The following is a 22,676-nucleotide window of genomic DNA, read 5'->3' as shown; positions in this document are numbered from 1 at the left end:
TTATCCTCAGATATAGAGCATTGATCTTTTTACTGGGATTAAATGCGCTATGGTGATTGATTATCTATTTATTTTTAAGCATAGTTTACAGATGGAATTGAGTCCAGTTAGATGTTCGTGTAGTCCATCGGATTAAAATCAAAGGAATATTTGAAATGTTATTAGAACTTACTCAAGATTTAAATCCGCATCAGGCTTATCGTATAAAAAAACTTAAAAGAAGATTAGAACAGGCTGAAAGCTATGAAGAGTGGCAATCTATTGCCTTAAAACTGGATGAAGAAACAGGCGCGCAAGAGTGGAAATTGGATAACAGCTCACCTTATTTTGATGCTGAAATTATTTCTTATCGTTTAAATTTACTCCGTCGTTATCGTCAACAAAATAGAACACAAGATTTAATTTATATTCTTCGTGAAGGCTTTAGTCATGATGTTGCAAATATTGGTCATCCGATGTTGTTTGCCCATAGCTATTTTGGTACTAAAAAAATCATTGAAGATTATATCGATGAGGTAAATAAAAGCTTAACGTTTATTGCTTCAGAAAGTTGCAAATTATTCACCATTGAAAATAAAATAAACTTCTTCAAAAACTGTGAAAAAGCCTATGGTCAGCCTGCATTAATGTTCTCAGGTGGCGCAACATTAGGTCTATTCCATAGTGGAGTGTGTAAGGCATTGATGGAACAGGATTTAATGCCTAATGTACTATCAGGCTCAAGTGCAGGCGCATTCATGACTGCTTTATTGGGTGTGAATGAACCGAGTCAAATTCCAAATTTGCTTTCAGGTGATCAATTCTATAGTGAAGCATTTCATTTCCGTGGTTTTAGAGAGCTCATTAAAGGAAATGGTGGCTTTGCCGATGTTAAATATCTCAAAAAATTCTTAATCGAAAATTTGGGGGATGTGACGTTTGAAGAGGCTTTTGAGAAATCAGGTCTAGACATTAATGTCACGGTTGCGCCTTATGATGTCACGCAAGAAGACGCACGGATTATGAACAAATACACTTCACCTGATTTATTGGTATGGAGTGCAGTCCTTGCTTCTTGTGCTGTACCGATCTTATTTCCACCAGTACGGTTGACCAGTAAACGTTTTGATGGAGTACATACACCTTATTTAGCCAATACACGTTGGGTGGATGGTAGTGTGCGCAATGACTTTCCTCAAGAACGCATGTCACGTTTATATAATTTAAATTACACCATTGCGAGTCAAGTAAATCCGCATATTGTTCCTTTTATGCAAAATGATGAAGATCGTTATCGCAAAGATTTATTGAGTTGGCCTGAACGTATTGTGCGTCAACAAGGCAAATTGGCAACCATGGGAATTATGGATTTTGCTCGTGGGCGCATGGGACGGATCCCATCGGTACGCCGTTTGCTCGATCATGGCTATGGTGTGGTTGATCAACGTTATTATGGTGATGTTAATATTATCGGACAGTATAGTTTGCGTCATTATAGTTATATGTTGCAAAACCCCCGCCCACATTTGTTTAAACTTTTACAGCGAGAAGGTGAGCGGGCGACTTGGCCGAAAATTTCAAGTATTGAAACACATGCACGGATTGGTAAAACCATTCAACATTGCTTGGAAGTTTTAAACTTTGAGAAAAAAGCAGAAAGTTCTTCGGTGCAACTCGTAGAGGTCTAATGGCAATTGTTGGATTAGACGCTGGATGGATTAATTTAACGACAGCGACCAACTCGCCTAAAAGCCAAAGTTTGGGTCGTCGTATTTATTTAATCGAGCAGCAGGGGCGACGTTTTTGGCTCAAGCTACAATTAAAAAGTACAGCGGGTCGATGTGATTATTATGCATATGAACACAGCTTTTTAAATGAACTTAAGTGCTATACGCAACTTAGTTTAAGTGAAACACCTGAAAAAAAGCTGTTGCTGAACTTTTCAATATTGGACACTTCACAATATTTTCAAGAACATGATGCTTTTGTTGAGCAAGTATTGTGTGTTGAAGATGCCGCTTTATTATTTTCTGACAATATAAGTCAATTATCACGAGCTGAAATTTTTCAGCGTTTAAAATTAAGCTTAGATGTCTTAGAAAATTTACATGAATATGGTTATATACATGGTGATTTGAAAATAGCGCATTTCCGTTATTCTAATGATCAAGCTGCTTTAATTGATTTTGAACAAGCTTCACAGATTGAATGGATTCGTCGTATGCCAAATACAGCGACTCCACGCTATATGGCGCCAGAATTATTTCATGCTGAAAGCAAGTCGTTTGCCAGTGATGTCTATGCATTGGGGATGATTTGGCTAGAATGGTTAACTCAAATTCGATTTCAGCAAAAAAGTTATTTGGACTGGGCGAAGTTGCATTGTCAGCGTTTAAAAATTGATCTCCCAGTACAGTTTAAAATGCTAGAAGAAATATTATTGAGTATGTTAATGAAAAATAAAGCACAACGTTGCTCAAATATTTATCAATTAAAACAAGTATTAAGCCGAATTGTTTAATGAAAAGGCAGAGTTGCTTATTTTTGTTTTTTATTTAAACAAACGAACATCTTTTTATAAAAAAGGACTTGTCATACTGAAATGATCTCTATAATATACACAGCCATTGGGGACGTGGCGAAATTGGTAGACGCACTGGATTTAGGTTCCAGCGCCGCAAGGTGTGAGAGTTCGAGTCTCTCCGTCCCCACCAAGCAATTCATTTTGTGGCATTAAAGCAGAATGAAATGTGATAGAGGATTGGTGTAATGGTAGCATGACGGTCTCCAAAACCGTTCGTCAAGGTTCGAATCCTTGATCCTCTGCCAAGTTATTTAAAAATACCACTGATGTGGTTTTTTTATTCGGGGACGTGGCGAAATTGGTAGACGCACTGGATTTAGGTTCCAGCGCCGCAAGGTGTGAGAGTTCGAGTCTCTCCGTCCCCACCATATTTAAGAAGGTAAGATGAAAATCTTACCTTTTTTATTGTCTAAAATAAGTGATGTGCTATTCAGTTATACATGATCGATTTATTTAATGTATCAAGGCTGATATTTTGACATAAGCTGAGTTTTTGCGACACTTTAAGCCATAAGGGCCAAATAGCGGTTTTAATAATAACAATATCGTGATGAGCTGTTGGGAACGGCAGACAGATCAGAGTGTAATGTTTTATTCATTATAATAGACCTGAGCTTTGCTTATTCTAAGCAAAATACAACACAGGTCTTTGATTCAAAGAGACGCTTCATTTAAATATAGTTTATAAAATTCACTAAACTTTTAAAACTCACTATGCTTTTAAGTGATCTTCAAATTCTTCACCAAGTTGAACCGCCAAAGGGTTACCTGATAAATCACATGTGACTAAACCGTATTCTTTTTTAAAGCTGAAAGTAAATCCCTTATTATCAGCCAAATTTTTTACTGAATAACCTAACTTTTCTAACCAAATACGAAATGCAATTAAATTCTTTGCTTTAACAACCTTTTTCACTGAAGATCTCCTTAATTTCTTCCTATAAAATTTAATAGGGATGATCATTAAACTTTTAAAGGGGCAATTTGCATAAAGTTATTTTTTATATCAATTTTTGATCATAAGTAAAAATCACTATTTTAAATATAAAACAATTAAATGCTTCAAAAAAGGTTATTGAGTGCGAATTTATTATTTAAATATTAAAAATATCAATTGGATAGGGTTTTTGGTGGTAAAGGGTGGCTCAATTTTGCTAAATGATTTGTCACAAATTCTTTAAATAGACTTAGATAAAAATAATGCCTCGAAAATGTAAATAAATTTATCAAGGCATAGCAGTGATGTGTGATTTATTTATTAAGGTCGTAGTAACTTAAAAAATACTGGGCAATACGTACCAAATGAAGATGCTGATAAAAACATCAAAATTTATAGTCAAATTCAAGCATTAAATACAACACAAGCTTTCACTCATTGCTTGGCTTAAAAGTTATCTTTTAATGCGCGAATACGGGCAAACTCTTCGGCACTTTCAACTCTTAAGAATGGATTGGTTTCAAGTTCTAATTCAATCGTACTGGGTAGTGTAATTTCACCTTGTGCACGAAGTTGTGTAACCTCTTCTGCGCGTTGTTGAATGGCTTTATTCTCTGGTTCGATATGTAGCGCAAATTGAGCATTTGAGAGCGTGTATTCGTGCGTACAGTAAACTTTAGTTCTTGGAGGTAAAGCTGCTAAGCGATTTAGTGAATGATAGAATTGCTCAGGTGTGCCTTCAAACATACGTCCACAACCCATTGCAAATAAAGTATCACCACAGAAAACACTGTCTATTTCATCTATAAAATATGCAATATGCCCTAAGGTATGACCTGGAATTGCAATAATTTCAATGTTTAAATCATGAAATTTGAAATGATCATCATGTTGTAATGGATGGGTTAGGAAGGGGATTTGGCTCAATTCTCCACGAGGGCCATAAACAGGAATTTGATAATCGTTAATGAGTTTAGGTACGCCACCAATATGATCTTTATGCCAATGTGTTAGCCAAATTTGTTTTAAATGAAGTTGCTGTTCAGTACAGTAATTTTCTACCAAATCAGCTTGTGTAGGGTCAATAACAACAACATCATGACTATTGGTTTCTTCTATGAGCCAAATATAGTTTTGTAACTGATTCTTTACATCGATTACGTGAATTTTATAACTCATGACAGATTTCCGTCTCTAATCTTATTTAATGTATATTTTAAATGAATCATCCTATTAAATCTTGGATTTATGTATTGATCTGCATTGAATTGGACTATTTAAGAAATTACGCTCTCTCGCTAGCAGGCTATGGCTTGATTAATTTCTAGCTGACTTAATTTTCCATGTTTAAACTCAAAATGAACATATGCTGTATAGCCAGCAGTGTAGTCATTCGGGTTTTTAAGGTAGCTTTTGACTTCTAGATTACTCAACATTAACACTGAATTTCCTGTTTTGGCACTGAGTGGAAAGTCTTTTTTAAATTGATTGAATGTGTATTGATTATTGATGTGTTTGCCATTTACGAGTACTTTTTCAGTGAGTGATTGTGTGTTGTTCCATGAGAGCCAGACACGTCCTTGAGTTAGGCCAAGTTGTTGAAAGTTATATTTAGTTTTATAGAAATTCTCTGATTTAATTTGCGGATTATCTTCTGAAAATATTTCAAACTTCAAAGTTTTTCCATTTGGAAATGATGTGGAATATTCATAGTTTGCTGTGCATTCAGAGTATTCTTTCTTTATTTTTTGTGCAGGTTTAGCAATAAGTTTCTCAAGTTGGTTGGCAGCCACGCTTTGAACGAGCTCAACCTCGTTGACTTTTACTGTGGTTGTGTAGTCCATGATGATTTGTGCAGAACTTATTGATGGTAATAGGACTGCGATCGTTGTGGTTATTTGAGTAAGCTTATTCATTTGCATGGTTTATCTTAAAATTTATTTTACATTAACCAATATATTTAGATCTTTCAATGATTTGATTATTAAATCAGTGATGCGGTGGTAATAAAAATACCCTCTGAAAAGAGGGTATATTGAAAATGCTAAACTAAATAGTAGAGTGAAAAGTAATTATCTCAATTTAGATAACCAATCACCGATACTTTGTACAAGTTGCACCAAGATAAGTAAAACAATAACGGTTAAAATAACAACACTAGTGTCAAAACGTTGATAACCATAAGAAATAGCTAAGTCACCAATACCACCTGCACCGACTGCACCAGCCATTGCAGTTGCACCGATTAAACTAATGGTTGCAGTGGTTAAATTTAAAATCAAAGAGCTACGTGCTTCAGGGATAATAAATTTAAAAATAATTTGGCTTGGAGAAGCGCCCATTGCTTGTGCTGACTCGATTATGCCTTCATTGACTTCAAGTAGTGAGGTTTCAATCAAACGGCCGATATAAGGGCCTACATAGATCGTTAAAGGAACGATCGCTGCCCAAGTACCAATTGACGTTCCCACAAGGAGCTTAGTTAATGGAATTACTGCAATTAAAAGAATAATGAACGGTAGTGAGCGTAAAGCATTCACAATTGGATTTAAAATATGATAAATCGCGCGATTTGGCATAATCCCTTGTGGACGTGTCACTAACAGGATAATCGCTTGTATAAAGCCCCAAATCGTACCAAATAGCATTGCAAAGAAAACCATGTGAAAGGTTTCTTGAAGTGCTGTAACGAATTGATCAATTGATAATGAGCTATGCCAAAAGGGTGCAGTGATTTGAGTGAGCCATTGTACGATTAAATCTCTCATACAGTTACTCCTGATTGTGAAACTTTAACGCCATTTTGTTCAAAAAATTCAATTGCTTGTTGGATGATTTTTGGATCACCTAGTAATTGAATAAACATTTGCCCAATGACGGAACCATTAATTTCAGTCATATTGGCAAATAAAATATTTAAACTAATATCAAATTGTTTAATCGCTGCTTGTACTACCGTTTCTTGTGCAGAAGTACCAAGGAATTGTAGGCTATAAATACTTTTATGATTTTGATTTTCAAGGTTATTGAGAATATTAATCGGTAATTGTTGCTGCAACACGGTTTGAATAAAATTTTGAGTCGTTGGGTGTTGTGGTTGACTAAATAGTTCCAGTGTAGAACCCGTTTCAATCACTTTACCTTGTTCCATCACTGCAACGTAATCACAAATACTTTCAATCACATCCATTTCATGTGTAACCATGACAATGGTAATACCTTGCTCTTTATTGATCTTTTTAAGCAATGCTAAAACAGATTTGGTGGTTTGCGGATCTAGTGCAGAAGTGGCTTCATCGCAAAGTAAAATTTTAGGGTGATTTGCCAAAGCTCGTGCAATTCCGACACGTTGCTTCTGACCACCTGAAAGCTCATCAGGATAGGCATCTTTTTTATGTTTTAAATCAATAAACTCAAGTAATTCATTTAAACGATTTTCACGCTTAGCTTTATTTACACCAAGCAATTTCAAAGGCATTTCAATATTTTCAGCAACAGTTTTAGTTTGCAGTAAATTAAAATGTTGAAAAATCATGCCGATATTTGCGCGTTCTTGACGTAATGCTCGCGAATCCAGTGCCGTAAAATCTGTTTGATTAATAATGATTTGCCCCTGATTTGGGCGTTCAAGCAAATTAATCAAGCGGATTAGGGTACTTTTTCCTGCACCACTATAGCCGATAATTCCGAAAATACTGCCTGCTGGAATTTCCAAATTAATTTGGTCCAGAGCATGTATGGTTTGACCTTTTAGCTCATAGTGTTTTGAAATGTTTTTAAATTCAATCATATCGTCAGAAACTATACAAAAATGAAAAAACAGGCAAAGTAACTTTGCCTGTTTCGTTTAAGCCATTATAAGACTATTTTGATTCTGTAAGATAGCTTACAGGTTTATTTACATCGACTTTAGTTCCACCGAAGTGTTCTTGAACGTATTTACCTACAGCAGGAACGTGATATAGCTCACCCACTTTTTTCAAAATAGGATCATCTTTACGAGATTCTGCAACGGCAAGAACATTCACATTCATTTTCGTGCTTTGATCCGTTGGTTCGTAGTAAATAGAGTCTTTCAGTACGTTTAAACCACCTTCCATTGCCAGTGTATTACCCAATACAATTGCATCAACTTCATCTTTAGCTCGTACAGCAGTCGCCATTTGAATTGGTTTGATCACGATTTTTTTAGTATTTTCAGTAATATCAGCAGGTGTACCTTTTACAAGGTCAAAGCCATCTTTTAATTTTACTAAGCCAGCCGATTGTAAAAGTAACAATGCACGTGATTCATTTGCACCATCATTTGGAATAGCAATTGTTGCGCCTTGAGCGAAGTCTTCAATTTTTTTAACTTTGCTTGAGTAAATACCCATAGGCTCTAAGTAAGTTGTAGAAACAGCAGCAATTTTATCTTTGTTTGAGTCGTTGAACGCAACAAGATATGCATAAGATTGGAAAGCGTTGATGTCGACTTCTTTGTTTGCAACAGCAGTATTCATTGCAACATAGTCAGTGAAGTTTTTAACTTCTAATTTGATACCTGCCTGCTTTGTTTCAGGTAATGTTGCAATATAACGCCAAATATCTGCATCTGAACCAGTAGATGCCATTACGACAGTTTGTTCTTTCCCTGCATCAGCTTGAGCAACATCATTTTTAGGTGCTTCTTGTTTACCACATGCAGCAAGAGTAAGCACAGATGCACTGAATAAAACACCAAACAGCTTTTTCATGTATTCGTCCTAATGAAGAAGTACAAATTTCTTTGTATTCTCAATTGATTTAATTGAATTTCTAGCATTATATCGAAAACCATATTCATAGATTTTTGTTGTGTTTATCTGTGAATATTGCCTTCTTTAATTTGTTGATTAGTGTCGCATTTTAAAGTTGATTTCTTAAAATGTACGCTAAAGATTTGTTTATCATATCAATAAATTTATATTATACATAGTGTCGCTTTTTTGCCTTGTATCGTAAAACATTCAAATGAAAATGCATGATTTTATTAAATTAATAAATAAAACAAATGCTTTGATATAATTGATTGAGCTATGTGGTTTATTTTTATACTTATTCTTAATATATAAGTTTTTTCGGATTAATTATCTTGTTTTTGCATATAAAAAGCCTTCAATGACTTGAAGGCTTAATTCACTTTACTTAATCAGCGAAGCATTTTATGTGCAACTATACGATAAACAATACTTTTACAATATTTTTAATACAAACTTACTGTAAGAAAGTGTCCGATTCATAGGCTGGATTTGGGTAACTATAAAACCCTTTTCCAGTAGGCATACCTAAATGTCCTTGATCAATAAATTCAGTTTGTAGTCTTTCTGCGATACGAGCCATAAGTGGGCTAGTATCAATATTCAATTTGGCAACATTGTAGACAGTGTTAATGCCAATGATATCTAAAATCGCAAATGGGCCTTTTGGTGAACCGAACGATTTCATCCATGTTTTATCAATGGTTTCAGGGTCTGAAACTTCTTTTACCCAAAGTTCTAATGCAGAAATACAGTAGGGCACAAGCATTGAGTTGAGAATATGTCCCGGTTGTTCTTTGTAAATAGGCAATGGCAACATATTAATCGCCTTGGCAAATTCTACTAGATCGTCAAAGACTTCACGGTCTGTAGATGCATGTCCCATAATTTCAGCCATATTATTGACCCAAATCATATTGGCAAAATGCAGTGCTAAGAATTTTTCGGGTCTTCCTGTAAATTCTGCAAATTGACTCGGTAATAAAGTCGAGGTGTTGGTTGCAAATATGGTTTTTTCGGGAGCAACTTGGCTGAGTTTTTGATAGAAGTCTTGTTTAATACTTGGGTCTTCAGGTACAGCTTCGATGAGTAAGTCTGCATCTTTGACTGCTTCTGCAAGATTAGACTGATAACTTAAATTGTTAAATGCATTGTCTAATTGCTCTTGGCTTGCATTTAAATCATGTTTATAGCATTCAGCCAATTCAAAAAATTTTACTTTTGCTTTATTAAGCACATCATCGTTGATATCGTAAACCGTAACTTTAAAGCCGTGAAAAGCAGTTTGAAACGCGATTTGATAACCCAATACACCACTGCCTGCAACGGTTACATTTTTAAAATTCATTATATTTCCCTTGTATTATCCTTAATGAAAATGAAGCATTCGTATCCTTGAACCCTCTTCATATGGCACATCAATTGGTTAATTGAAGGTGCGAAATCAATGAGTGGTTAAAATGTTCATTAGTACTATTGTGTCTTTGAATTTTTATGCTAACTTGACAAAATGAGCCTATTTTTTGACGCATTGAGACAAGGATTGTTCGAATGGATCGCTCAAATTTAATGGGTTTTACACGGACGGCAAATGCCCATGAGGATATGGTGCATAGTTCTGGCTTGCGTGGTTATGTCGAAGTGATGCAACAGTTGGGCATTGACCCAATGCCTTTGTTGGAAAAGTATGGTATTCAGCTTGCTCAATTGCAGGATGATAATGCGTGGATTTCACATTATGCGTTGATTCAGCTTTTAGAAGAAAGTGCGCGGCAATCTCAATGTGCAGATCTGGGTCTGCGAATATCGCGTTATCAAGATATTACCATCTTGGGTGTGCTGGGGATGATTTTACAAAGTGCATCAACGCTTCGAGACGTCCTTAAATACAGTTCGGATTTATTATTTTTACATGCTTCAGCACCACGACTTTATTTAAATGAATATGTGACAACAGATTTATTTGAACATGAGCATGATATTGTTGAAATTATTTTTGATATTCAATTGAATGACGCAACTCATATTCTAAGTAAACGGCAATCGATGGATCTTGGGCTTGCAGTTTGCCATCGGGTGATGCGTTACCTCAGTGGTGATCATTATCAACTACTTAAAGTCACTTTGCCGCATAGTCCTATTGCTTCTTTGAGTGTCTATAAGCGATTTTTTCAAGCAGAAGTGATTGCAGATCAACAGCATGCTGCTTTGTATTTACATAAAAAAATATTCGATATACCACTGGGTAATACAGATCATGGCTTGCGTGAAATTGTAGAGAGCTATCTTGAGCGGAACTTTCGCAGTCATCAAGGATCAATCAGTGATCGTGTTCGTCATGCGATCCGTATTCATTTATCTACACCCAAAGCCAATAAAACTGATATTGCATATATGCTTGCCATGCATCCGAGAAGTTTACAGCGCAAACTACATGAAGAAGGAACCAGTTTTGAGCTTATTAAAGATAAACTGCGACAACAGTTACTTTTACAATATTTAGCAGATTCACATGCATCGATGAGTCAAATTGCCTCAGTACTTGGTTTCTCTGAGCAATCTGCTTTAAGTCGTGCATGCCAAAATTGGTTTGGAATGACACCTAGACAATTACGAAAAGTCGGAAATTAACAGGCAATTTTTTTTATTTTTCATATAAAATAATGTGTTATGAAAAATTGCATTTAGCTAATGTCAGTCAGTTAAGCGTAATTTTATTATTACTGATTAATAAATCTCCCCTAACCCCTCTTTACAAAAGAGGGGAACACTCGTGAATTCAATACGGTATTAAATCCAAGATACTCCCTCCTTTTTCAAAGGAGGGTTGGGGAGGATTAAAAATGCTTAACTGATCAGAATTACGCATTGAGCGGGCTTTATTTGTGAAAATTAATTAATTAAGCATTTTCACGTGCAATTGCGCGGTAACCAATGTCTTTGCGATATTGAACGCCATCAAAAGTTACCTTTTCACAGAGTGCTAAAGCTTTCGCTTGAGCTTCACCAATGGTGTTGCCAAGAGCCGTTACGCAAAGTACACGTCCACCAGCAGTGACGATTTCACCATTGGCATTACTTGTTGTACCTGCATGGAAAACTTTAGCATCAGTCATTTTGGTATCTAGACCAAAAATCACATCATCTTTACTTGAAGTTTCAGGATAGCCTTTAGATGCAAGAACGATACCTACAGTTTTACGTGCATCCCATTCAGCTTCTGCAGGAAGGTTTCCAGCAATACCTGCTTCAACTAAATCAACTAAAGATGATTTTAAACGCATCATGATTGGCTGAGTTTCAGGATCTCCGAAACGGCAGTTGAATTCAATGACACGAGGTTGACCTGCATCATCAATCATTAAGCCTGCATATAAAAAGCCTGTATAGACATGACCATCAGCTTTCATACCATCCACTGTTGGGCGCATCACTTGTTGCATCACTTTATCAAAGACATCGGTAGTTACAACTGGAGCAGGGGAATACGCACCCATACCGCCTGTATTTGGACCTTGGTCACCTTCAAAGATGCGTTTATGATCTTGCGAAGTTGCCATTGGTAATATGTTGTCGCCATCAATCATACAAATGAAAGAGGCTTCTTCACCTGCAAGAAACTCTTCAATAACAACACGAGAACCTGCATCACCAAATTTGTTGCCTGCCAACATATCATCAATCGCATCAAATGCTTCTTGATTGGTCATCGCAACAATCACGCCTTTACCAGCAGCTAGACCATCGGCTTTGATCACAATCGGTGCGCCATTTTTTTCAACAAAAGCTTTTGCTGCATCTACTTCGGTAAACACATCGTAGAACGCTGTAGGGATGTTATGGCGCTTTAAGAAGTGCTTGGCAAATGCTTTAGAGCCTTCAAGCTGTGCAGCAAATTGGGTTGGCCCCCAAATTTTAAGACCAGCTTCACGGCATGCATCAACGACACCATTCACGAGTGGTGCTTCTGGCCCCACAATGATCAAATCAATAGCATTATTTTGAGCAAAATCGATAATTGCAGGATTGTTTTGAATATCTAAAGCGACATTTTCACATTTATTTTCAGTTGCAGTGCCTGCATTACCAGGAGCAACAAAAATTTTAGTTACTTTTTCATCTTGCGCAATTTTCCATGCAAGTGCATGTTCACGACCACCACTACCCAATACTAAAATGTTCATTTTCAAAAATCCTTCAGAAATAGAATCCCCCTAAATCCCCCTTTATAAAAGGGGGACTCCCTTCGTTCTATTATGATATAGAAAACCCTCCTTGAATAAAGGAGGGCTAGGGAGGATTTAAAAATTAATTAGTGACGGAAATGACGCATGCCAGTAAAGACCATTGCAATACCTGCTTCATCAGCTGCTGCAATTGTTTCTTCATCACGCATTGAACCACCCGGTTGGATAATACATTTAATACCTGCTTTTGCAGCATTATCAATACCATCACGGAATGGGAAGAATGCATCCGAAGCCATTACAGCACCTTCAACCACTAGACCTGCATGTTCAGCTTTAATTGCAGCAATACGAGCAGAGTTCACGCGACTCATTTGACCAGCGCCGACACCAATGGTTTGACGCCCTTTTGCATAAACAATCGCATTAGACTTCACGTATTTCGCTACTTTCCAAGCAAAGATTAAGTCATCAATTTCTGCATCTGTTGGAGCGCGTTTAGTTACAACTTTAAGATCATCTTTAGTGATCATGCCTAAGTCTTGGTCTTGAACCAATAAACCGCCATTCACACGTTTATAATCGTATTGAGTTGCGCGTTCATCAATTTTTGGTAATTCACCACAAACTAAAACACGTACATTTTTCTTTGCACCAGTCACTTCGAGTACGCCGTCTGCAATACTTGGTGCAATAATTACTTCAACGAATTGACGATCAACAATTGCTTGTGCAGTTGCAACATCTAACTCACGGTTGAAAGCAATGATGCCACCAAAAGCAGACTCAGGATCAGTTGCATAAGCAAGATCATAAGCAACTTGAATACCGTCTAGAGAAACAGCGACGCCGCAAGGGTTCGCATGTTTAACGATGACACAAGCAGGTTTTGCAAATGATTTAACGCATTCTAGTGCTGCATCGGTATCTGCGATGTTGTTATAAGAAAGTTCTTTACCTTGAAGTTGCTTCGCAGTTGAAACAGAAGCTTCAGTTGCTGTGCTTTCTACATAGAAGGCAGCAGATTGATGAGGATTTTCACCATAACGCAAATCTTGTACTTTATTCAGTTGCGTATTAAAAGTACGTGCAAACTTATCAGCTTGACCTTCTTCTTTACCTACACGTGCGCCTAAATATGAAGCGATCATGCCGTCGTATTGTGCAGTGTGCTCAAAAGCTTTCACAGCTAAATCAAAACGAGTCTCATAAGACAACGCTGCATTAGCTTTTAATTCGTTAATCACTGTTGCATAGTCAGAAGCATTGACAACAATACCAACTGAAGCATGGTTTTTCGCAGCAGCACGAACCATTGTTGGACCACCGATATCGATATTTTCGATTGCATCAGCCAGTGAACAATTTGGTTTTGCTACAGTTGCTGCAAATGGATAAAGGTTAACAACAACTAAATCGATCGCATCGATGTTATGTTCAGCCATAACAGCTTCGTCTAGACCACGACGAGCTAAGATACCACCGTGAATTTTCGGATGTAGTGTTTTTACACGTCCATCCATCATCTCAGGAAAACCAGTATGCTCTGAAACTTCAACTACTGACACATTGTTGTCTTTAAGCAACTTATATGTACCACCAGTAGATAAAATTTCTACCCCAAGAGCAACAAGGTTCTGGGCAAATTCAACGATCCCAGTTTTATCGGAAACAGAGATTAAAGCGCGTTTAATAGTCATGATCTTCATCAACAGTTTTTAAGTCTAGAGATTTAAACAAATAGGCAAAACGTAGGTAAAAAAAATGCCCACGTAAGTCGTGAGCATTTTATCATTTATTCACTCATTAAACCGTGAGCTTTCAACTTTTTACGTAAAGTACCGCGGTTGAGTCCTAGAATCTCAGCGGCGCGAGTTTGATTACCTCGCGTATATTCTAGAACTACAGATAAAAGAGGTTTCTCCATTTCTGCTAGCACCATGTCGTACACTTGTGATGGTTGTTCACCTTGCAATTGTGCAAAATAGTGACGAACTGCGCGATCTACGTGGATACGAAGAGCGACATCAGATTGTGCAGTAAAAATAGGAGATTTGCTATTCATGCGAGTTAATCCGAAAAATCTATAATCACTTGGGTAAAGTGATAAATGTGGTCTAAAAAATACTGAGCTCCGTTTTAGATCCTAAAACGGTTAGCTCTAAAACAGAAACAATTAGCTTGCCACAGCTTACACAATTGAGCGAAAAATAAGCGTAACAATAGATTAATATTTGTTACTGAACGCCTCAAAACAAAAAATATCCCTGATGCGCTAAATTTATTATAAAGCACATAAACAAGATTGTATTTTTTGTGGAAAATTGCGAGGAGTTTGTGGCGCAAAGCTTTCGTGGCGCATATGATACCATTGTCTAAGAAAAAATGAGCAAGAAAACTACATTTTTTTTCATTTTTTTATAGATTTTTTCAATCTTAAGGGTGAATTACTTCTAATTGGTACGCATCGAATGTGTTTCTAGACGCTGTAACAACAAATTTAAAGGGGTATGGGCTATCCTTTGGAATACGTTTAATACCAATGAGACTTTCAATTAGATATTCATCGGGTGTGATGATATAGGTCACCACAACTTTATCATGTGCTTTGAGTAATACCTTGATAAGGGGGAGTTCTAAGCTTTTAGAGTATTTATTATTCAGCTGACCAGTAAATTGTGTTTGTTGCTTATCGATGACTTTTACTTGCAGGTTACTAATCACAATGTGCTTATAACGTTGGTCAGCAGTATCGCAACGTAAAATTGAACAGGTTTGAGTAAATATGCGATTGATTAAAGGATATCGGTCAGTCAAACTCGGATTAAACCACACGATTTGAAACAGTAAGATTCCAAGTAATGCAATATTAATCAACCCCCATGAAGCATAATAAAATGTACTCTTTGGGTTTTCCCCTTGATGAGCATAGTCATTGATCCCTTGGGATAAGTTTAAACTGGGAATATTTTGAATCGGTTCATTATTAAAATAATTAAGGTTGTTTAAGTAGGTTCTTAAATCAATATTAGAATTTTCTATTTTACGATCAAAAATATCTAAAATATGTGTTTCAGGTTGATGGTTTAATGTTTGTGGCTCACCATGCTTAGCGTCTAGGTTTGGTTCTTTTAGATCCGAATCATGATGATTTTGTGGATCTGTTTGCAGATTTATCTGTAAGTTTAATAAAGCATTAAAGTTAGTTGAACATTTGGGACAACAAACCATACCCTGAGCAACAGTTAGTTGCGTAACTGATACTTTATAGATCGTTTGACAATTTGGGCAGCGGGTTTGTTTCTCTGTCATGGGTGTTTATATTTCACAAATTAATACTTTTGACGTGACCCTGAAATTCGGCACCAATTTTCATCACGCTTCTCGACATCTACTATATCAAAAAACTCAGAATAAACATTAGAAACATCAGTAACTTGCTCTTCAATTACACCTGCAAGTGCGAACTCACCCTCAGATTTAATTAAAGTTGAGAATTCAGCCGCAAGTGCCATAAGTGGTCCTGCAAGTATATTTGCTACAAACACATCAGCTTTTTGACCTGAGAGCTCCTGATTAAATTCTTCAGGAAGTCCCACGTAAAGCTTATCGAGGACACCATTCAATTCAGCATTTTGTTTTGTCGCTAAAACGGCTTGTGGGTCGATATCAGTGGCATATACTTTTTGAGCACCTAGAAGTAGGGCAGCGACACCTAAAATACCTGAACCACAACCATAATCGATGACAACTTTATCTTTAACATCAATTTTGCCTAACCATTGTAAGCATAGAAATGTTGAGGCATGGTTACCAGTACCAAACGCTAAACCCGGATCTAATTTAATATTGACCGCATCGGCTTCTGGTGGCTCCATCCATTCAGGTACGATCCAATATTTTTCGCCAATTTGGATTGGTTCATAAGCATCCATCCAAGTGCGTTCCCATTCTTGGTCTTCAAGAAACTCACTACGCATAGGTGCTTCAGGCATTTGTGTACGAATAAATGTTTCTAAAGCTGCAACATCAATCTGTTCGTCATCTTCTTGCGCATAGATGCCAGTAACAATAACTTTATTCCAAAGTGGCGTTTCACCCGGAAGTGGTTCAAGCAGGTCTTGATTTTCAGCATCATCGAGTGTAACGCTCACAGCGCCAAGAGAACTTAATAATGTTTCTGTAAAATCAACTTGAGCTTGTTCAACAGTAATATGAATTTGTAACCACTTCACGGTAAAGACCTAATGTATTTTCTTAAAAAAAGCTATTGTAGCCGAAACTCCATTGTCACGCCTTATGAAAATAAAAATGGATGGCTAAACCATTCATTTTAAAACTATTTATTCAGCATTATGTACTGGGGGTTGGTGAGTTTTCTATACTGGGTTCATTGGCGGTTAAACGTGTAATGAGCATGCCAAAAATCGCTGCGAAAATGTACATAAAAATAGAATAAACAGCAGCAGGCATCGCCACGGTACTATTCGCAATGACTGTCAGTGCAATCGTCATCGCCAATGTACTGTTATGAATACCAATTTCAAAAGCACAAGCACGTGCTTGGGCACTATTAATACCAAGTAGTCTTGGAACAAAATAACCAATCATTAAACTACAAATACAGAAGATCACTGTGGCTAAACCGACCTGCGCTAAATATTCCAAAATATGAGCACGTTCTTTGGCAATCGCACCAATAATAATCAAGACTAAAAAGACTACAGAGAAAATACGTAAGGGTTTATTCAGTTTCTCGGTAAAAGAGGGTGCGTAGTGGCGAATGAGCATACCAATACACACAGGAACTAAAATAATGGCAAAAACCTGTAAGATTTTACCGAATTGCATAGTGATTTGTTGTCCGTCATTCATAAAGTGCTGAATAGCGAAATTCACAATTAAAGGTAAGGTAAAAGCTGCAATGATAGAATTAATTGCCGTGAGGGTAATATTAAGTGCAATATCACCTTTAAATAAATAGCTAAATAAATTGGCAGTACTTCCACCCGGTGATGCTGCCAAGAGCATTAAACCGACTGCAAGTAAGGGCGGTAAAGCAAGAACTTTACAGATAATAAAGGCAATTCCGACTAAAAGTACCAATTGGCAAAATAAAGCAATCAGTACAGCTTTGGGGTGTTTTGAAACACGTGCAAAATCTTTTGGTGTTAATTCTAAGCCCAAACCCATCATAATAATGGCCAGTGCTAGCGGTAACATTATGGTAATAATTCCCGAATCCATCTTTTTGTACACTCCATGTCATTGTTTTTAAAATATCTATTTTCTTTGAGTGTAATTGATAATCTTTATTTTTTAAAATGAATTTTTGATTAATTAAAATGCTATACATATTAATAGCTTGTATTTAAATTAAGATTTTTCAATATCCAAAAATAAAGAGATTGGACAATAAAAAAGTGGCTGACATTATCGTCAACCACTTTTTGTTCTCTTCATCTATATGCTATTTCAATATCGCTGAAATAGGCATTTTTATAATGTACAATAGTTGAATATTACAGTATTGAATTATTGCGCTTGAATAGGCGCTTCAGCAGGCTGACTTTCACTTGGTTGTTGAGTGGCTTGAGGTGCTTCATTTACAGGAGCGGCCATCGGTTCAGCAGCAGGTGCCGATTCCATTGTTGCGGTATTTGTTGTTGCTTCGGCACTCGGTGCATTCATCGCACTAGCTCCAGCAGGTGGTGCAGGGAACGTGAATTGTAGTTTACCTTCTGCATTTGGTTCACAAGTACCATTAAAAGTAACGCCTTTATTGGCATATACCACCCAGTCACCTTGTTTTTTCTTGCTACAAATTTGAATTTGTTTTTTAACTTCAGCTTTGCTGGCATTTTCATCTGCTGCATGGGCGAAGGAAAAAGTCACAAAACTGAGTAAAGTTGTTGCAATCACTTTAGACATCGTGTTTTTCATGATGATATTCCTTTTATTAAAAAATGCGGATTCAATCGCTAAAAAGAGATTAGATCATTGCCAGTTCGGTTTTTATCCTAGAGAAGTTTTTGATTAAATTAAATTTTATTTATGAGGGAATCATGAAACAAAGTGTCAGCTTGTGTAAGATCTATAGTTATTCTGTATAAAATAAAATTTGTAAAACGAGCTAAAATAAAAAGCAAAATTTTGCTATAATTTTCTGTCATTTTTATTTATCTCTCAATTATCACTATGCATTATCCTAAAGTTTACGATGTCATTGTTATTGGTGGCGGTCACGCAGGTACGGAAGCGGCGCTTGCTGCGGCACGTATGGGTCGACAGACTTTACTCCTAACTCATAACATTGAGACTTTAGGGCAGATGAGCTGTAACCCAGCGATTGGTGGTATTGGAAAATCACATCTTGTTCGTGAGATTGATGCATTAGGCGGTGCAATGGCTTTGGCTGCCGATAAAGGTGGTATTCAATTCCGTATTCTCAACTCACGGAAAGGTGCTGCGGTTCGTGCAACACGTGCTCAAGCCGACCGTATTCGTTTTAAAGCTGCAATTCGTCATACGCTAGAAAATCAAGCCAATTTAGACATTTTTCAACAATCAGCAGATGACTTAATTGTTGAGGGTGATACCGTTAAAGGCGTGGTTACTCAAATGGGTATCCGCTTTGATGCGAAAACGGTTGTATTAACCACAGGTACATTCCTTGGTGGTGTGATCCACGTCGGTTTAAATAATTCTTCAGGTGGTCGTGCAGGTGATCCACCTTCAATTTCGTTGGCTGCTCGTTTACGCGAATTGAATTTACCTGTAGGTCGTTTGAAAACAGGTACACCGCCACGTATTGATGCACGTTCAGTAGATTTTTCAGTGATGACACCACAACCGGGTGATTTCCCATCTCCGACGATGTCATTTATGGGTGATGCGTCTATGCATCCTGAGCAAGTGAATTGTTACATCACACATACCAATGAACGTACCCATGACATTATTCGTGGGGGTTTAGATCGCTCACCCATGTATACAGGTGTGATCGAAGGCGTTGGCCCACGTTATTGCCCATCAATTGAAGATAAAATTCATAAATTTGCAGATAAAAATTCACATCAAGTCTTCTTAGAACCTGAAGGTTTGGATACGCATGAACTTTATCCAAACGGTATTTCAACGTCACTACCTTTTGATGTTCAATTTGAATTGGTTCGTTCGATTCGTGGTATGGAAAATGCACACATCCTTCGTCCGGGTTATGCGATTGAATATGACTATTTCAATCCGCAAGCTTTGAAATTCTCTTTAGAAACCAAAGCGATTGCTAATTTGTATTTTGCAGGTCAAATTAACGGTACGACGGGTTATGAAGAGGCGGGAGCACAAGGTTTACTTGCTGGTCTGAACGCTGCTCGCCGTGCGTGGGATCAAGAGCAATGGACACCAAAACGTGATGAAGCGTATATGGGTGTTCTAGTCGATGACTTGATTACATTAGGTACTAAAGAACCGTACCGTATGTTTACCTCACGCGCTGAATATCGTTTGATGTTGCGTGAAGATAATGCGGATCAACGTTTAACACCTATTGGTCGTGAAATGGGCTTGGTAGATGATGAACGTTGGAATGCGTATTGCGAAAAAATGGAAGCGGTAGAGAAAGAAACAGGTCGTTTGCAACATCTTTGGGCTGCGCCAAACAATCCAATGGGTAAAAAATTCGTTGAAATGACAGGTGCTGACCTTTCTAAAGAATGTTCTGCGATTGATTTGTTAAAACGTCCAAATATCAATTTTGCTCAAATTGCTGAATTGACAGGTTCTGAAGTTTCGGCATTTGTTGGTGAGCAGATTGAAATTGCGGTGAAATATGAAGGTTATATTAACCGTCAGCAAGAAGATGTGGCTCAAATGAAGCGTTTGGAAGAAACGCGTATTCCTGCTGATTTTGATTATGATATTGTTTCAGGCTTATCTCGTGAAATTACTTTGAAATTGAAAGATGTACGTCCTGAAACTTTGGCGCAAGCAGGTCGTATTCCGGGTGTAACACCTGCAGCTGTTCAATTGGTGATGATTACGATTCGTAAGAATAATCAAGCGAAAAAGTCTGCGTAGGATTTTAAAGTTGTAAAAAAACCCGCTGAGTGCGGGTTTTTTGTTTATGCTAATTTGTTTGTTTCTTCTTTTGCTCTTAAGCGTTCTAAGAGTTCAATAAACCAAGTTTCGTTGCGAACATTGTTTAAATCTTTATCTTCATTTAAATACTTTAAATTAGGTAAAGTATTATGTTGTTCGGCATGTAATAAGTTGATTTTGGCTAAATTTAAATCACCTTTTACTACATAATAACATGCGATGTTATAAGTTTTATTTTGATTGTTTTTTAAAGCTTTTTGATACTGTTCGAAAGCTTTATTGAATAAATCCTCATCTTCTTTTAACTTTGCTAAATCTAAAAGAGTAGTACCATAATTGCCAAGATGATCAGCATGATCAGGCTGAATTTTTAAAGCTTTTTCGTATAGTTCGAAAGCTTTATTGAATAAATCCTCATCTTCTTTTAATGTTGCTAGATCTGAAAGAGCAGTACCATAATTACCAAGATGATCAGTATGATCAGGCTGAATTTTTAAAGCTTTTTCGTATAGTTCGAAAGCTTTATTAAATAAATCCTCATCTTCTTTTAATTTTGCTAGATCAGAAAGAGAGTTGCCATAGTTGCCAAGATTATTGATATGATCAGGTTGAATATTTAAGGCTTTTTTATATTGTTCGAAAGCTTTATTAAATAAATGCTCATCTTCTTTTAATTTGCCAAGTGAAAAAAGAGCATTACCATAATTACCAAGGTGGACTGGATCATCAGGTTCAATTTTTAAAGCTTTTTCAAATTGTTTAAATGACTGATTAAAAAGAATTTCATTTTTATCTAAGATTGCTAATTTAGTTAAAACAACAGCAAAATTACCAATAACTGTATCATCTCTAAGATTAGATTTTATTGAAAAACATTTCTCGTAAAAAAGCTTCGCTTGTACTAAATCTTGTTTTTTTGAACTGTGAACTAGTTGATCACCGACTTTGGCATATGCCTGATAAAAATTGGGTTCTAATTTTATAGCTTTATCGAAGTTATTTTGGAATTGGTTATCATCTTTTGTTAGAAATGTTAGAGATTTACCTAAATATGCTGAGGCTACAATTTTAGAAATAGGTTTCAAACCTAAGTCTAAGTTTTTTGTTTGGTTAATTATGGTTTCGAATTTTTGAGTATGTAAAAGTTCAACTAATTTTAGCTGTGTAATTGCAGGCTTGCTTGCATCTGCAATCGCTAAAGTTCTTTTAGTATCTTCTAAAATATCAATTTCATTTTCAGGTGTATTTAGAGGGAAATTATTTACATATTCACAAATTTCTTTTAGGTGTTTGATTGGGTCTTTGAAAAGTTCTGTTGGAAAACATTTAAGTTCAATTGCGAGTTCTAATAAAAACTTATCCGCATCTTGTTCACCAATAAAATTACGATGATTTGGATTCACCTCAAGAAATTGTTTCACATTGGCATTAGGTTCTTTACCATAATCAATCCAATATAAACGATGTTGACCAATAAAATTTTCTTGAACTAATTGAAAGAAAGCATCAGCTCCACCACTATAGCCAATAAATAAAGTCGGTGAGGTATTAATTGTATTTTTAATATAATTTTTTAATTTATTGGCTTGAGAAAGTGTATCAGCATCTGAGTTTGCAAGCTGAAATCCACTCCATTGACCGTGTAAATGGACAATAGATTGATTGGGAATGGCAGTAAAGTATTCTTCTGATAAAACTTTTAAGTCATATATGGGCGGGAAAAAATTATCTAAACTACAAGCACGATTTAGGATATTGTCGAAATTAAAAGTAAGTACTTTTCCTAAATAACCATTTTTTAAAAGACTAGCTAAAGCGATGTGTGCCCAGTTGATTTTTGCTTTAGTGATGTGTTTTTCGATTAGCGTTTTTTGCTCATGTGGGGTGAGCTTACTCATACATAGACCATAATCTTTTTTGTCCTGCTCTGATAGACTCCTGAGATTACCTTTATGTTTTTTGTTGATTTCAGCAATAAGCTCGTTGGCTAATGGCATGCCAGCACTTTTCGAACAGCCTGCACCAGTAAATATAACAACTGGTGTACCTTGTTTTTTATTATCTTTCAGTGTTTTAGCAATGTCTTTAACGTTATAACTCATGATATGACT

Annotated in this window: 18 protein-coding genes, 3 tRNA genes and 1 pseudogene; 7 read left to right on the top strand and 15 right to left on the bottom strand. The window is 36.5% G+C overall.

Annotated elements, in window-relative coordinates:
• Positions 1-155: 155 nt before the first annotated feature.
• The 5 genes from CDA10_RS10695 (at position 156) to CDA10_RS10675 (ending at position 2,931) form a co-directional block, all read left to right on the top strand.
• Positions 156-1,667 carry a DUF3336 domain-containing protein gene (locus tag CDA10_RS10695; RefSeq protein ID WP_089605585.1) on the top strand — a complete coding sequence of 504 codons (1,512 nt, stop codon included), beginning with the start codon at positions 156-158 and terminating at the stop codon, positions 1,665-1,667.
• Positions 1,667-2,500, top strand: coding sequence for a protein kinase domain-containing protein (locus CDA10_RS10690; protein ID WP_089605584.1), 834 nt, complete (start codon positions 1,667-1,669; stop codon positions 2,498-2,500). Before CDA10_RS10695 ends, CDA10_RS10690 begins: the two co-directional genes overlap by 1 nt.
• Positions 2,501-2,608: 108 nt before the next feature.
• Positions 2,609-2,693: transfer RNA gene (locus CDA10_RS10685), tRNA-Leu, on the top strand.
• Positions 2,694-2,734: 41 nt separating this feature from the next.
• A tRNA-Trp gene (locus CDA10_RS10680) sits at positions 2,735-2,808 on the top strand.
• Between the two features lie 38 nt (positions 2,809-2,846).
• Positions 2,847-2,931, top strand: a tRNA-Leu gene (locus tag CDA10_RS10675).
• Between the two features lie 344 nt (positions 2,932-3,275).
• Here the strand turns inward: CDA10_RS10675 and CDA10_RS10670 are convergent.
• The 7 genes from CDA10_RS10670 to CDA10_RS10640 all read right to left on the bottom strand — a co-directional run bounded on the left by CDA10_RS10670 (position 3,276) and on the right by CDA10_RS10640 (position 9,626).
• Entirely contained in the window at positions 3,276-3,479 is a 204-nt protein-coding gene (locus tag CDA10_RS10670) for a hypothetical protein (protein WP_089605583.1), read from the bottom strand.
• A gap of 468 nt (positions 3,480-3,947) precedes the next feature.
• A complete protein-coding gene (gene gloB / locus CDA10_RS10665; RefSeq protein ID WP_089605582.1) occupies positions 3,948-4,679 on the bottom strand; it encodes a hydroxyacylglutathione hydrolase in 732 nt (243 codons plus the stop codon).
• Positions 4,680-4,798: 119 nt separating this feature from the next.
• Entirely contained in the window at positions 4,799-5,416 is a 618-nt protein-coding gene (locus CDA10_RS10660) for a hypothetical protein (RefSeq protein ID WP_089605620.1), read from the bottom strand.
• A 156-nt stretch (positions 5,417-5,572) separates the two neighbouring features.
• Complete coding sequence (locus CDA10_RS10655; protein ID WP_089605581.1) at positions 5,573-6,268, bottom strand: methionine ABC transporter permease; 696 nt, start codon at positions 6,266-6,268, stop codon at positions 5,573-5,575.
• The gene (locus CDA10_RS10650) at positions 6,265-7,290 is read right to left on the bottom strand and encodes a methionine ABC transporter ATP-binding protein (RefSeq protein WP_089605580.1); all 1,026 of its coding nucleotides are present in this window, start codon (positions 7,288-7,290) and stop codon (positions 6,265-6,267) included. The genes CDA10_RS10655 and CDA10_RS10650 overlap by 4 nt, the downstream gene beginning before the upstream one ends.
• 73 nt (positions 7,291-7,363) lie before the next feature.
• Positions 7,364-8,236, bottom strand: a complete 873-nt coding sequence (locus CDA10_RS10645; protein WP_089605579.1) for a MetQ/NlpA family ABC transporter substrate-binding protein — start codon at positions 8,234-8,236, stop codon at positions 7,364-7,366.
• A gap of 499 nt (positions 8,237-8,735) precedes the next feature.
• On the bottom strand, positions 8,736-9,626 hold the full coding sequence (locus tag CDA10_RS10640) for a 3-hydroxyacyl-CoA dehydrogenase (RefSeq protein ID WP_089605578.1): 891 nt from the start codon (positions 9,624-9,626) through the stop codon (positions 8,736-8,738).
• 203 nt (positions 9,627-9,829) lie between these two features.
• Here CDA10_RS10640 and CDA10_RS10635 point away from each other — a divergent pair, with 203 nt between their 5' ends.
• Positions 9,830-10,909: an AraC family transcriptional regulator gene (locus CDA10_RS10635; protein ID WP_089605577.1), complete on the top strand. Its 1,080-nt coding sequence runs from the start codon at positions 9,830-9,832 to the stop codon at positions 10,907-10,909.
• 269 nt (positions 10,910-11,178) lie between these two features.
• Here CDA10_RS10635 and purD read toward each other — a convergent pair whose 3' ends face one another.
• The 7 genes and pseudogenes from purD to CDA10_RS17010 all read right to left on the bottom strand — a co-directional run.
• A complete protein-coding gene (gene purD / locus CDA10_RS10630) occupies positions 11,179-12,462 on the bottom strand; it encodes a phosphoribosylamine--glycine ligase (protein WP_089605576.1) in 1,284 nt (427 codons plus the stop codon).
• Positions 12,463-12,590: 128 nt separating this feature from the next.
• Positions 12,591-14,165, bottom strand: coding sequence for a bifunctional phosphoribosylaminoimidazolecarboxamide formyltransferase/IMP cyclohydrolase (gene purH / locus CDA10_RS10625; RefSeq protein WP_089605575.1), 1,575 nt, complete (start codon positions 14,163-14,165; stop codon positions 12,591-12,593).
• Positions 14,166-14,260: 95 nt separating this feature from the next.
• Entirely contained in the window at positions 14,261-14,530 is a 270-nt protein-coding gene (gene fis, locus CDA10_RS10620; RefSeq protein ID WP_001086304.1) for a DNA-binding transcriptional regulator Fis, read from the bottom strand.
• 371 nt (positions 14,531-14,901) lie between these two features.
• Positions 14,902-15,777, bottom strand: a complete 876-nt coding sequence (locus CDA10_RS10615) for a zinc-ribbon and DUF3426 domain-containing protein (protein WP_089605574.1) — start codon at positions 15,775-15,777, stop codon at positions 14,902-14,904.
• Between the two features lie 20 nt (positions 15,778-15,797).
• Entirely contained in the window at positions 15,798-16,700 is a 903-nt protein-coding gene (prmA, locus tag CDA10_RS10610; RefSeq protein WP_089605573.1) for a 50S ribosomal protein L11 methyltransferase, read from the bottom strand.
• Between the two features lie 118 nt (positions 16,701-16,818).
• On the bottom strand, positions 16,819-17,712 hold the full coding sequence (locus tag CDA10_RS10605) for a bile acid:sodium symporter family protein (protein WP_089605572.1): 894 nt from the start codon (positions 17,710-17,712) through the stop codon (positions 16,819-16,821).
• Between the two features lie 462 nt (positions 17,713-18,174).
• A pseudogene (locus CDA10_RS17010) lies at positions 18,175-18,408 on the bottom strand (hypothetical protein); the annotation flags it as partial.
• Between the two features lie 255 nt (positions 18,409-18,663).
• Between CDA10_RS17010 and mnmG the strand changes: the two are divergent.
• The gene (gene mnmG, locus CDA10_RS10595) at positions 18,664-20,544 is read left to right on the top strand and encodes a tRNA uridine-5-carboxymethylaminomethyl(34) synthesis enzyme MnmG (RefSeq protein WP_089605570.1); all 1,881 of its coding nucleotides are present in this window, start codon (positions 18,664-18,666) and stop codon (positions 20,542-20,544) included.
• Positions 20,545-20,588: 44 nt separating this feature from the next.
• On the opposite strand, the gene CDA10_RS10590 is transcribed toward mnmG, so the two are convergent.
• Positions 20,589-22,667, bottom strand: a complete 2,079-nt coding sequence (locus CDA10_RS10590; RefSeq protein WP_228704621.1) for an SIR2 family protein — start codon at positions 22,665-22,667, stop codon at positions 20,589-20,591.
• Positions 22,668-22,676 lie beyond the last annotated feature (9 nt).

The organism is Acinetobacter piscicola, from assembly GCF_002233755.1.
GTDB classification, from domain to species: Bacteria; Pseudomonadota; Gammaproteobacteria; order Pseudomonadales; family Moraxellaceae; genus Acinetobacter; species Acinetobacter piscicola.
Note: the sequence above shows the minus strand (reverse complement) of the source record. Positions and strands in the feature narration are given on the sequence as shown.